Origin of the sequence: Erythrobacter sp. SCSIO 43205 (assembly GCF_019904235.1) — a bacterium.
GTDB lineage: Bacteria > Pseudomonadota > Alphaproteobacteria > Sphingomonadales > Sphingomonadaceae > Erythrobacter.
The window spans coordinates 3,197,886-3,209,503 of sequence record NZ_CP063202.1 but is presented as its reverse complement, the minus strand read 5'-3'; the positions used below and the strand labels follow the sequence as shown (position 1 = coordinate 3,209,503).

At 58.0% G+C, this 11,618-nt stretch carries 9 protein-coding genes; 6 read left to right on the top strand and 3 right to left on the bottom strand.

The window, feature by feature from the left end:
* Positions 1-23: 23 nt before the first annotated feature.
* On the top strand, positions 24-434 hold the full coding sequence (locus INR77_RS15065; RefSeq protein ID WP_223071816.1) for a hypothetical protein: 411 nt from the start codon (positions 24-26) through the stop codon (positions 432-434).
* On the opposite strand, the gene INR77_RS15060 is transcribed toward INR77_RS15065, so the two are convergent.
* The 3 genes from INR77_RS15060 to INR77_RS15050 all read right to left on the bottom strand — a co-directional run bounded on the left by INR77_RS15060 (position 423) and on the right by INR77_RS15050 (position 3,947).
* A complete protein-coding gene (locus INR77_RS15060) occupies positions 423-827 on the bottom strand; it encodes a RidA family protein (protein WP_223071815.1) in 405 nt (134 codons plus the stop codon). The genes INR77_RS15065 and INR77_RS15060 overlap by 12 nt on opposite strands.
* Positions 828-844: 17 nt before the next feature.
* On the bottom strand, positions 845-2,338 hold the full coding sequence (locus tag INR77_RS15055) for a CoA-acylating methylmalonate-semialdehyde dehydrogenase (RefSeq protein ID WP_223071814.1): 1,494 nt from the start codon (positions 2,336-2,338) through the stop codon (positions 845-847).
* A gap of 166 nt (positions 2,339-2,504) precedes the next feature.
* Complete coding sequence (locus INR77_RS15050) at positions 2,505-3,947, bottom strand: methyl-accepting chemotaxis protein (protein WP_223071813.1); 1,443 nt, start codon at positions 3,945-3,947, stop codon at positions 2,505-2,507.
* 671 nt (positions 3,948-4,618) lie between these two features.
* Here INR77_RS15050 and argE point away from each other — a divergent pair.
* The 5 genes from argE to INR77_RS15025 all read left to right on the top strand — a co-directional run bounded on the left by argE (position 4,619) and on the right by INR77_RS15025 (position 11,605).
* The gene (argE, locus tag INR77_RS15045; protein WP_223071812.1) at positions 4,619-5,770 is read left to right on the top strand and encodes an acetylornithine deacetylase; all 1,152 of its coding nucleotides are present in this window, start codon (positions 4,619-4,621) and stop codon (positions 5,768-5,770) included.
* A 57-nt stretch (positions 5,771-5,827) separates the two neighbouring features.
* Positions 5,828-8,287, top strand: coding sequence for a M1 family metallopeptidase (locus tag INR77_RS15040; RefSeq protein ID WP_223071811.1), 2,460 nt, complete (start codon positions 5,828-5,830; stop codon positions 8,285-8,287).
* Positions 8,287-8,775, top strand: a complete 489-nt coding sequence (locus tag INR77_RS15035; RefSeq protein ID WP_223071810.1) for a DUF6702 family protein — start codon at positions 8,287-8,289, stop codon at positions 8,773-8,775. The genes INR77_RS15040 and INR77_RS15035 overlap by 1 nt, the downstream gene beginning before the upstream one ends.
* Positions 8,776-8,925: 150 nt before the next feature.
* Positions 8,926-10,131 carry a NupC/NupG family nucleoside CNT transporter gene (locus INR77_RS15030; protein ID WP_223071809.1) on the top strand — a complete coding sequence of 402 codons (1,206 nt, stop codon included), beginning with the start codon at positions 8,926-8,928 and terminating at the stop codon, positions 10,129-10,131.
* A 277-nt stretch (positions 10,132-10,408) separates the two neighbouring features.
* A complete protein-coding gene (locus tag INR77_RS15025; RefSeq protein ID WP_223071808.1) occupies positions 10,409-11,605 on the top strand; it encodes an acyl-CoA dehydrogenase family protein in 1,197 nt (398 codons plus the stop codon).
* Positions 11,606-11,618: the final 13 nt, after the last annotated feature.

The window sequence follows — 11,618 nt, the reverse complement described above, 5'->3', positions numbered from 1 at the left end:
AAGGTGCGCTCGTATTTATGTTCATGAGCCATGCAACCCGCCATGATCGCACGCGCCTGATCTGCGTTTACAACGCCGATACCGGCCTGATCGAAGGCTTGATTCACGCAGTGCACAAGGCGGTGCGTCCCGAGACTTATCCGTGCTCGCTATGCGCACTTACCTATGGCGCGGTGTCGATGAGCGGGGACTGGAAAGCGTTCTGGAAAGGACTCGATGCCGAAGTTGAATTCTACCATCGCGATGATTTCACGCGCGATTTCCCCGAATTCGGCGATGGAGGACCGCGCGAAGTCCCCTTGCCAGTCATTATGATTATCGAGGCCAGCGCAGAGCCTCGCGTGCTTATTTCCGATAAAGAACTGGGCGCGATGGCCGATGTCGAGGAATTGATGGCAAGGGTCGAACGCGAATTGCGCGCATCAGTCCGGTAGGATCGCCTCGGCCTCTATCTCCACCTTCCACTCACGCCGGCATAGCCATGCAACGCCCGCCATGGTCGCGGCAGGGCGCGCCTCGCCAAAATAGCGCGCATGAACTTCGCCCACGGCTTCCTGGTCTTCAAAGTCCGTGAGCAGCATCCGTGTGCGCACCACATCCTTGGCAGAGCCGCCGAGCTCTTCGATGGCGGCAATGATGATGGCAAGGCAGCGGTCTGCTTGCGCGGCGGCGTCCCCCACGCCCGTCAGATCGCGAGTGGTCGAACCGTCTGGCTCAACCGGGCCGGTCCCGGCCACCACGATGCGATTGCCATGCCTGACCGCGCGGCAAAAGCCGAACTGGTCTTCGTAAGGAGAGCCGGATGTTGCGCGTGTTCTTTTTGCCATGGTGCTCCTTTTTTCGCTCACCCCATGGTCGGGATTACGAACGCGTTGCTGCCATCGCCCCCGCCGTCGGGCCAGCGCTGGGTGATCTTTTTCTTCTTGGTCCAGAAGGCCAAGCCTTCGGTGCCATATTGGTCGATGTCGCCAAAGCCTGAACGCTTCCATCCGCCAAAGGAGTGGTAGGCGACAGGAACAGGGATCGGCACGTTCACGCCGACCATTCCGACTTGCACGCGGCTCGCAAATTCGCGCGCGGCGTGGCCGTTACGGGTGAAGATCGCAACGCCGTTGCCATATTGGTGCTCGGACGGCAGACGCACGGCCTCTTCAAAATCCTTGGCGCGCACGATCTGCAGCACAGGGCCGAAGATTTCTTCTTTGTAAGAGCTCATATCGGGCGTCACATGATCGATGAGGGTCGGGCCAACAAAGAAGCCTTTCTCATGCCCCTGAAGCTCAAAGCCGCGCCCGTCGATCACGATCTCGCCGCCCTCTTGTTCAGCCGTGGTGATCCATTGCTCGATGCGAGCCTTGTGCTCTGGCGTGACCACCGGGCCATAATGCGCATCCGCGTCGGTCGATACGCCGACGCGCAGCGCGTGGATCGCAGGGATCAGCTTCTCTTTAAGCCGCTCTGCCGTGTCATCGCCCACCGGGACCACGACGGGCAATGCCATGCAGCGTTCACCCGCTGAACCAAAGGCAGCGCCAGCCAGATCGTTCACCACCTGATCGAGATCCGCATCAGGCATGACCACACCGTGGTTCTTCGCCCCGCCAAAGGCCTGAACCCGCTTACCCTTCTCAGCGCCGCGGTGGTAAATGTAATGCGCAATATCGGATGACCCGACAAAGCTGATTGCAGGGATATCGGCATGATCGATAATCGCATCGACCATTTCTTTATCGCCGTGGACGACCTGAAGCAGACCCTCTGGCGCGCCTGCTTCAACGAACAGCTCAGCGAGGCGCACAGGCACCGATGGATCGCGCTCTGAAGGCTTCAGGATAAAGGCATTGCCAGCCGCGCACGCCATGCCGAACATCCACATCGGGATCATCGCAGGGAAGTTGAACGGGGTAATGCCAGCGCCAATGCCAAGCGGTTGGCGCATGGAGTAAACATCAATGCCCGGCCCTGCTCCTTGCGTGTACTCACCCTTCAAAACTTGCGGGATGCCACAGGCATATTCGATCACCTCAAGCCCGCGCTGCACATCGCCCATGGCGTCAGGCACGGTCTTGCCATGCTCGCTTGAGAGCAACTCAGCGAGGTCCTTCATATTGGCCTCAATCAGCTCTTTGAACTTGAACATCACGCGCGCACGTTTTTGCGGATTGGTCGCCGCCCATTCAGGCTGCACGCGCTTGGCAGTCTCCACCACCCGATCGAGCAAATCAGCGCCAGCCAGCGCAACCTCAGCCTGAACCTCCCCCGTCGAAGGGTTCCAGATTTGAGCCTTGCGAGTGGCTGCCGGGCTGTCGCCCACGATAAAATGATCAACTTGGCGCATGGGTGCCTCTCTCTCTCTTGTCCTTTGCGTGCGGACATGACGAGGGTTGCGCCAATGTGCAAGACGGGTGAGAGCCTATTGTGCGAAGCGGTTGTTTTACAGCCCTTTTGGGTAAAGAAGTTGCTTTTGCAAAAGCATGAGGGTTCAGTTTGGAACCTTCCCCCCTTTAAGCGGCAATTTGCTGAGCCGGGTGCGCGGTTTGAAGTCCGCGTTCGACACTTGAGTGGGTGCTGAAGTAAGACATTGTGTTCCCTAACACGGTCGCTTCGTGCGCGAGATTGGTGGCTGCCGCATTGGATTGTTCTGCCATGGCCGCGTTTTGTTGGGTTGAGCGATCAAGATCGGCCACCACGCTATTGATTTGCGAAAGGCTTGCAGCTTGTGAGTTGGTCGATTCCGCGATGCTGCGAATGGCCACTTGCAATTCATCCACGCCCGACACAATCGCCGAAAACGCTTCGCCGCTGCGTTTCACCAGGTCCACGCCAGATGACACCTGCTTGTTACTCGAAGAAATGAGGTTCTTGATCTCATCTGCTGCCTCACCGCAACGCTGCGCAAGAGCTCTGACCTCGCTTGCAACAACCGCAAAGCCTTTGCCCGTCTCGCCCGCGCGCGCCGCTTCAACGCCCGCATTGAGTGCGAGAAGATTGGTCTGAAACGCAATTGATTCAATGACAGAAATGATATTGTTGATTTCGGCAGAAGACTTCTCGATTTCGTCCATCGCTGCTACAGCTTCGGAGACGACCTGTGCGCCATCCTTTGCGGTGCTGCTCGTAGAAGATATTGTTTCAAGCGCCGTGTCTGTGGTCTTGGCCGCCTCCTGCACTCTTTGCGTGCTTTGCGCGACCGCAGCGGCGGTTTCTTCAAGATTGGCAGCCTGTTCTTCGGTCCGGCGAGCGAGATCGTTGGATGCGTGCTGGATTTCGCTTGACCCGGTGGTCATCGTCTCCACACCTGAGACAACGGCAGTGACAGTTTGGCTGAGCGAGCCGATTGCTCGATTGAAATCTTCCTCAACCTTGGCAAATTCGTCGGGAAGCCCCGACAAAGATACTGTCAGATCGCCTTCGGCGACTTTCTCCAGAGCATCTCCCAAACTTTCCACCACGACAGCGCGCGTTTTTTCCATCTCGTTAAAATAGGCCGAAAGCGCAAAATTGATGTCGAGCAGAGCCACTTTGACAAGTGCGTTGACCTCGTCGGCTTTTGCTCTTGAACCGGGTAGCAATTTTCGTCCACCGGGGGCGACGATCTCCTCGATCAGCCGTTCGAGGATTTGCGAATAAGAGCCCAGATACCAACGTGGGGGAAGGCCGATTCTGGCGTGAACCGCTCCCACATGAAGTGCGCGTTTTTCAAACCGTTCATCGACGCCGTCGCGGAAAACCGCAGTCCAGTGATCTTCCTGAAGGCCTCTTGCTCTTTTCAAGCTGCTCGCGTCGTCGAAATAAGCGCCCAGATCGGGATTGTTGGCAATTGTGTCGTAAAACGCGTCCAACGCCTTATCCATCGCACGGTTGAGAGCCTTGCTGACACCTTTGCGCGCCTTTGGTGTGACGCGGTCAAAACCATAAAAATCAATTCTCTCTTGAAGAGTGCTCATCGGTTCGAGTTCCTAGGGGCATGGTGCATAAGGTACAAATATCTCAGGCCGCGCGCGCAGACGCGCCGAGCTATTTGTTCTTTAGTTAAAGAGGCACAAGGTCGGCTTGCATAATGCCTTGGGGAGATTGCTTAGTGAGTGGATGGAGGTAGTCCGAGCGTGGCCGGGTGGATCGGCCAAGTGAGGTCTATCTCAAGCACGATCCTGTGCCCGCGACAGCGATCTCGACCCTTGGAGGGACGGGGAACAATCTAAAATAGCGTTTTGGGCGGAATCAACCCGTCTACGAGTAGAGCGGGTTTGCGCCGAGCCGCAGAAAACTCATGGTTTCATAAAATTCTGAAATTGGATGAATATTTTCGGTCGAAGCACGAGTTGCTTGCGATCCACGGGATTCTTATAACCGTTGTCTCTGAAAGTCGCGCTCTACTCACATTCGAGTTGCCAATCTTGCCGGTGACAACCGACAGCTCGCAGGCTAATTACGAAGTGCGGTGTCGGGCGTAGCCGTCCCTCGCAGCCCCGGGTTTTTCCAGAGAAGCGCAGGCAGGTGGGGGCCAGATTGGGGACCTTTTATTTCTCAGGTTTTGGAAAATCGAATAAGCTCAGCTGCTTACCTGGCCTCTTGGATTCCCTTCACCCGCTCCAGATTTCTCGCTAAGCGGGCTTGCATGACCAATCTCACCACGGCCCGCGCGATCCTTGACCAGTTGATCGCTTTCGACACGACTTCGCGAAACTCTAATCTTGCGCTTATCGAATGGGTCGAGGCCTACCTTGCCGAGCACGGCGTCACCGCCACTCGGGTCGCTAATCAGGAAGGCAACAAGTCCAATCTTTTCGCCACCATCGGCCCGGCGGTAGAGGGCGGAGTGATCATGTCGGGCCACACCGATGTGGTGCCGGTCGACGGGCAGGACTGGTCGAGCGACCCCTTCGTAACGGTGGAGAAAGACGGCAAGCTCTATGGGCGCGGCACGTCCGATATGAAAAGCTTTATCGCGCTCACCCTCGCCTATGTGCCCGCCTTCGTGAACGGCTCCAAGCCGATCCATCTCGCGATCAGCTATGACGAGGAAGTCGGCTGTCTTGGCGCGCCTGCGATGATCGAGGAGATGAAGGTGCGTGTCCCCGCGCCGCGCCTGGCGATTATCGGCGAACCGACGCTGATGAAGCTGGTGACAGCGCACAAAGGTATCAGCGTCTTCAAGGTCGAGGTGCGCGGGGCAGAGGCGCATTCCTCCCTCGTCAATCACGGGATTTCCGCCAATGAGCACGCGATCGACCTGATGCACTCGCTCATCGAGCTTTCGCGCACGCTCAAGGCCAATGCCGATCCCGACAGCGGTTTTGATCCGCCTTACCCGACGCTTACCATTGGCCTGATGAACGGCGGCGAGGCAGGGAACATTCTTGCAGGGCACGCTGAGTTCCAGTTCGACCTGCGCTGTCCGCCGGGCTATGTGACCGAAGAGCTTCTCGCGCCTTTCAAAGCCCGCTGCGAGGCGCTTGACATAGAGCTTTCTGAGCGCTTTGCCCAAGCGGGGGTCACCTTCACCAAGATCGCCGATGCCCCGCCGCTCTCAGATGCGGGGAGCGAGGATGCGATTGCCTTTGTGCAAAGCCTGACAGGAGAAAACTCGCCGCCCTCCAAGGTGTCCTATGCCGCAGAAGCGGGGCAGTTTCAGCAAGGCGGCTTCCCCACTGTCATCTGCGGCCCCGGCTCGATCGAGCAGGCGCACCAGCCCGATGAGTGGATTGCGATCGATCAGCTGGAGCAAGGATGCCGCTTTATGGAACGGTTGGCCGAGGAATTGCGATAGCGCGGCGAACCATGTACCCGCCTAAATCGCTGACTCGAAAACGATAGGATATCTCTCTTGCGTCTTCTTACTTTGTTGCTTGCCCTCCTGATTTCTTCTCCTGCTCTTGCGCAAGGAATCCAGCAGACCAAGGGCGATTTTGAAGACAAGTTTCGCCAGTTGGACGAAGTGCTGCGCGACCCTAATGTCTATCGCAATGCGAGCGGGGCACCGGGGCACCAATATTGGCAGCAGGAAGCCGACTACCGGATCAATGCGACGCTGGACGAAGACCGCCGCCGTCTGACCGCGCGCGCGACGATCACCTATACAAACAAGTCGCCTGACACTCTGCCGTGGATCTGGATGCAGCTTGACCAGAACCGTTTCCGCACGGACTCCATGGCAGAACTCACCGATACTTTTGGTGGTCCGGGTCGCCGTGGCCCGGCGCGGTCCATGGGGCGCGGCGATGACCCTGCGCGCCTCTCTCTGGAAGAGCTACGCCGCCAGCAGGCCATGGCCGACAACACTTACGGCTATGACATTAGCCGCGTGCAGCTGACCAGCGGGCGCGCGCTTGATCACACGATTGTCGGCACGCTCATGCGCATCGACTTGCCAACGCCTCTGCGCCCCGGTCAAAGCGTGAGCTTCAACATCGACTGGGCCTACAACATCGTTGAAGAGAACGTGATCTTTGCGCGTTCGGGCTATGAGCACTTCCCTGATGATGATCGCGAGGGGGGCAATGACCTTTTCCTGTTTGCCCAGTGGTTCCCACGGCTCGTTGCCTATTCGGACTACGAAGGCTGGCACAATAAGGAATTCCTTGGCCGCGGCGAGTTTACCCTCGAATTTGGCGACTATGATGTCTCGATGACGGTGCCGAACGACCACATCGTCTCTTCAACCGGTGTCCTTGCGAACCCCACAAGCGTTCTGACCGCGACCCAGCGTCAACGTCTTGCGCAAGCGCGCAACAAGACCGATGAGCCCATGTTCATCGTCACGCCCGAAGAGGCGCTTGCGAACGAAAGCTCTAACCCTACGGGCACCAAAACCTGGCGCTTTACTGCGCAAAAGGTGCGCGATTTTGCCTGGGCGACGAGCCGCAAGTTCATCTGGGACGCGCAGGCGCACAAGCAGCCTGGTGCCGAAAACGAAACCGTGATGGCCATGTCCTTCTGGCCCAAAGAGGGCGGGGAGCTTTGGCGCAAATATTCGACCGCTGCGGTGGTCCACACGATGAAGGTCTATTCGCGCTATTCCTTCGATTACCCATATCCGACCGCGCAAAGCGTGAACGGTCCTGTTGGCGGGATGGAATATCCCATGATCACCTTCAACGGGCCGCGCACGACTTTGCAGGACGATGGCACGCGCACCTACTCGGAAAGCGAGAAGATCTTCCTCATCGGCGTCGTCATCCACGAGATCGGCCACATCTATTTCCCGATGGTGGTGAACTCGGACGAACGCCAATGGACGTGGATGGATGAAGGGATCAACTCCTTCCTCGACAGTGTTGCGGGATATGAGTGGGACCCCGACATCCAATGGACCCGCAGCCTGCCGCGCGATCTCATCCCCTATATGACGTCCTCGCAGCAGGTGCCGATCATGACGCAATCGGACAGCGTTCTGAACATCGGCCCCAACGCCTATGGTAAGCCGTCGGCAGCCTATCACATCCTTCGCGACACCATCATCGGGCGCGAGCGGTTTGACTTTGCGCTGCGTGAATATGCGCGTCGCTGGAAATTCAAGCGACCAACGCCCGAAGATTTCTTCCGCACGATGGAAGAGGCCTCTGGCACCGATCTCGACTGGTTCTGGCGCGGCTGGTTCTACACCACTGACCACGTCGATATTTCGTTGGACTCCATCCACCGTCTGCGGATGGATACCAAGAACCCCGACATTGATCTCGCTCGCGCGCGCCAGCGTTTGGCTGACGAGCCGGAGAAGGTCGGCGTGCGCCTGAACCGCGAACAGGGTTTGCCGATCTGGGTGCTTGAGAACCCTGGCGTGACTGACTTCTACGATGAGAACGACCGTTTCACCGTGACCCCGCGCGACACGAAGAAGTATGAAAGCTTCCTCGAAGGGCTCGATGATTGGGAGCGCCGCGTGTTCGACCGCGCGGTTGAGGAGGACAACAATTACTACGTTTTGAGCTTCTCCAACCTTGGCGGGCTGGTGATGCCGATCATCCTCGACCTGAAGTTTGCTGATGGCACAAGCGAGCGCATGATGATCCCGGCTGAGATTTGGCGGCGCAATTCGCGCGAGGTTTCCAAGCTGCTGGTCTATCCGCGCGAGAAGGAATTGGTCGAAGTCGTGCTCGATCCCGATTGGGAGACAGCGGACGCAGACCTCAACAACAACTACTATCCACGCCGCATAATCGACAGCCGGGTGGAAGCTTTCAAGCGTCCAGAGCCGACTTCGCGCAGCGGGCGCGACCTGATGGCCGAAGTGCAGCAGGGCGCGAAAGAAGCCGACGAAGAAATGGCAGATGAGGGCGGCGAATAATGCTGCGTTGGCTCGCCGCGTGTCTGCTCTTGATGCTCGCTATCCCGGCGGCTGCGCATCAGCAAAAGGCGGCGATCACCACTGTTGAGCATAACCCGCGCACTGGCCAGATCGAGGTGGTGCACACCATCCCCTTGCACGATGCCGAACACGCACTTCGCCATCAGGGGATGAAAGCTGCCGACCTTTTGGGCGATCTTGAAAGCAGGCGGGCCTTTGCGCGCTATGCGGCGGAGCGCTTTGCGATTGCATCAGATGGCAAGCCGCTTGAGCTTACCCTGCTAGGTACCGAGGTTAAAGGTGCCAGCCTGCTCGTTTTTCAGGAGGGCGCATCGCCGGGGGTGGGCGCAAAGCTTACCATCAATGCGCAAGTGCTGACCGACATTTGGCTGAGGCAGGTGAATAGCGTCAATGTGGGGGGAGGGACATCGCCTCAAACGCTGGTCTTTCGCGGTGGCGACAGCGCCAAGAGCGCGGTGCTGCGTTAACCTCTGCTCGCCAATCGCGGGGCGCTTATTTCGTCATTTTGTCCCTACAATCGTTTGGCCGCCGCCTTGCAAAGTTGGAAACTTCACCGTTAGAGCATCCGCTTCTGCGCCCGAAGGAGAAGTTCGCTGATTGGTCTTGCTGGAATTGCCGTGATGCTGGCGCTTGGGGTGATCTTCTCCGAGGCACGCGGCGCCATCCACTTTGTCAACGCAGGCCGCGCGCTGGCCTTGCAAATCGCAGTGGCAATCCTTGCGCTGGTCACGCCCGTGGGTCAGGCGATCCTGCAAACCCTTTCCAGCGGCGTGGTCGAGGCGATTTCCTACGCCAACGCTGGCATTGGCTTTGTGTTCGGCTCGCTCGCCGATCCGGGCGAAGGTCTGATCCTTGCTGTTCAGGTGCTGCCCATCATCATCTTTATCGCGACCATGATGAGCGTGCTGTTCCACATTGGCGTGATGACATGGGTGATCCGCATCATCGGCGGCGCGCTGCGTTTTATCACAGGCGCCTCGCGTTTGGAGTCAACCTGTGCTGCGGCAAATATCTTTGTCGGCATGGCCGAAAGCCCGCTCACCATCCTGCCTTATTTGAAGAAAATATCGCGCGCGCAATTGTTCGTGATGATGTCGCTCGGCCTCTCCAGCGTCGCGGGCACCGTTCTGGTGGCCTATTCCGCGCTTGGTATTCGCTCCGACCTGCTGCTGACGGCTGCCTTCATGGCCCCGGCGGGCGGGCTCTTATTCGGGCGGTTGCTCGTCCCTGAAACGGGTGAGGCGTTCGACCTTGAGGAGGGCGATAACACCAATCCAGCGAGCCTTTCGGACGCATCGACCCTGATCGAGGCGGCAACCGATGGCGCGACCCTGGGGATGCAGATCATGCTCAGCGTGATTGCGGTGCTGATCGGATTTGTCGCCGGTATCGCTCTGCTCAACGGCATCCTTGGCGGGATTGGCGGCCTTCTTGGTTGGCCTGAGCTTAGCCTTGAGTTGCTCGTCGGTTACCTTTTTGCTCCCGTCTCCTACATCATCGGTGTGCCATGGGAGGAAGCAGCGCAGGCGGGCGTTTATCTGGGCCAGAAAATCGTGCTCAACGAATTTCTCGCTTACGCAAATTTTGCCCCAAATGCTGAAAGCTTCAGCGTGCAGGGGCAGGTGGCGCTGACCATCGCCATGTGCGGTTTTGCCAATTTTGCAGGGCTTGCGATCCTCATCGCAGGACTTGGCGCAGCTGTGCCGGAGCGAAAGGGCGAGATTTCCGCGCTCGGCATGAAATCGCTTCTCGCAGGTACGCTGTCCAATTTCACCAGCGCTGCGATTGTCAGCGTGCTCTATGCACTGGGCGGGTTCGCCTGATTCGATCCTCGCCGGGCTGCGGACCAGCACATAAGTGAGCAAGCCAGCATGGCGGAGGCCAAAAAATTTTCAGGTCTGGCTGGCTTGCACCCAAAAGCCAGCGACGATGCCAGCTTCCCTTACGGCTTTGCGGGCCATGTGGTAATGTGCATCCAAATGGTGCGCTGCACCGTTGCTTTGATGCGAATATCCAGCGCCCCAAATGCCACCAAACAGCCCTTGACGTTTACGTAAGGTGTGGCAGGAGGGCGGCAACCAGATCAATCGGAGAGAGAGCATGAACCTAGAATTCACGCCCGAAGAAAACGCCTTCCGCGAAGAAGTGCGCGCCTTCATCGAAGAGAACCACCCCAAGCACCTTGAGGGCATGGGCAGCCGCGAAGATATGTCGCCTGAAGACATGACCGCGTGGCACAAGATCCTTGGTAAAAAAGGCTGGTCTGCGCCCGCATGGCCGGTTGAGTATGGCGGCACGGGCTGGGACGCGACGCAGCGTTATATCTGGTCCGAAGAAAACGCCCGCGTTGGCACCTTCATGCCTCTGCCGTTTGGCGTTTCGATGGTCGGCCCGGTGATCTACACCTTCGGCAATGAAGAGCAGAAGAAACAGCACCTTCCCGGCATTCTTTCGGGCGACGTTTGGTGGTGTCAGGGCTATTCTGAGCCGGGCGCTGGTTCAGACTTGGCCAGCCTCAAGACCACAGCGGTGCGCGATGGCGACCACTATGTGATCAACGGCCAGAAGACCTGGACGACGCTCGCACAGCACGCCGATTGGGGCTTTTTCCTGTGCCGCACCGATCCCGATGCTGCGAAGCCTCAGGAAGGCATCTCCTTCATCCTCGTTGATATGAAAACGCCGGGTGTTGAAGTGAAGCCGATCAAGCTCATTGACGGCGGCTATGAGGTCAACGAAACCTGGCTTACCGATGTGCGTGTGCCGGTTGAAAACCTCGTGGGTCAGGAAAACAAAGGTTGGACCTATGCAAAGTTCCTGCTCGCGCATGAGCGTTCAGGCATCGCAGGTGTTGCGCGCTCCAAGCGCGGCGTTGAAAAACTGCGCGAAATTGCTGCCGCGGAAACCCTCGACGGCAAGCCACTGATTGAAGATTTCGACTTTGCCCGCAAAGTCAGCCAGCTTGAGATTGATCTTGCCGCGCTTGAAATCACCGAACTTCGCACGCTTGCTGGTGAACAAGCAGGTAAAGGCCCGGGGCCAGAAAGCTCGATCCTCAAGATCAAGGGCACCGAAATTCAGCAACGCCTGACCGAACTCACGCTCGAAGCGGTGGGTTCCTATGGCACGCCGATGTACGGCTCAATTGCTGATCATGGTTCGAACGAGTATCAGATCGGCCCTGACTACGCTCAGCATTCGGCGGCGACCTATTTCAATATGCGCAAGACCTCGATCTATGGCGGGTCGAACGAAATCCAGCGCAACATCATCACGAAAATGATCTTGGGCCTTTAAGGGCACGCGCCTT

What these genes read in the sequence shown, in the direction of transcription:
- INR77_RS15065 (WP_223071816.1), top strand. Translation starts at nt 24, where the DNA reads ATGAGCCATGCAACCCGCCATGATCGCACGCGCCTGATCTGCGTTTAC.
- INR77_RS15060 (WP_223071815.1), bottom strand. Translation starts at nt 827, where the DNA reads ATGGCAAAAAGAACACGCGCAACATCCGGCTCTCCTTACGAAGACCAG.
- INR77_RS15055 (WP_223071814.1), bottom strand. Translation starts at nt 2,338, where the DNA reads ATGCGCCAAGTTGATCATTTTATCGTGGGCGACAGCCCGGCAGCCACT.
- INR77_RS15050 (WP_223071813.1), bottom strand. Translation starts at nt 3,947, where the DNA reads ATGAGCACTCTTCAAGAGAGAATTGATTTTTATGGTTTTGACCGCGTC.
- argE (WP_223071812.1), top strand. Translation starts at nt 4,619, where the DNA reads ATGACCAATCTCACCACGGCCCGCGCGATCCTTGACCAGTTGATCGCT.
- INR77_RS15035 (WP_223071810.1), top strand. Translation starts at nt 8,287, where the DNA reads ATGCTGCGTTGGCTCGCCGCGTGTCTGCTCTTGATGCTCGCTATCCCG.
- INR77_RS15025 (WP_223071808.1), top strand. Translation starts at nt 10,409, where the DNA reads ATGAACCTAGAATTCACGCCCGAAGAAAACGCCTTCCGCGAAGAAGTG.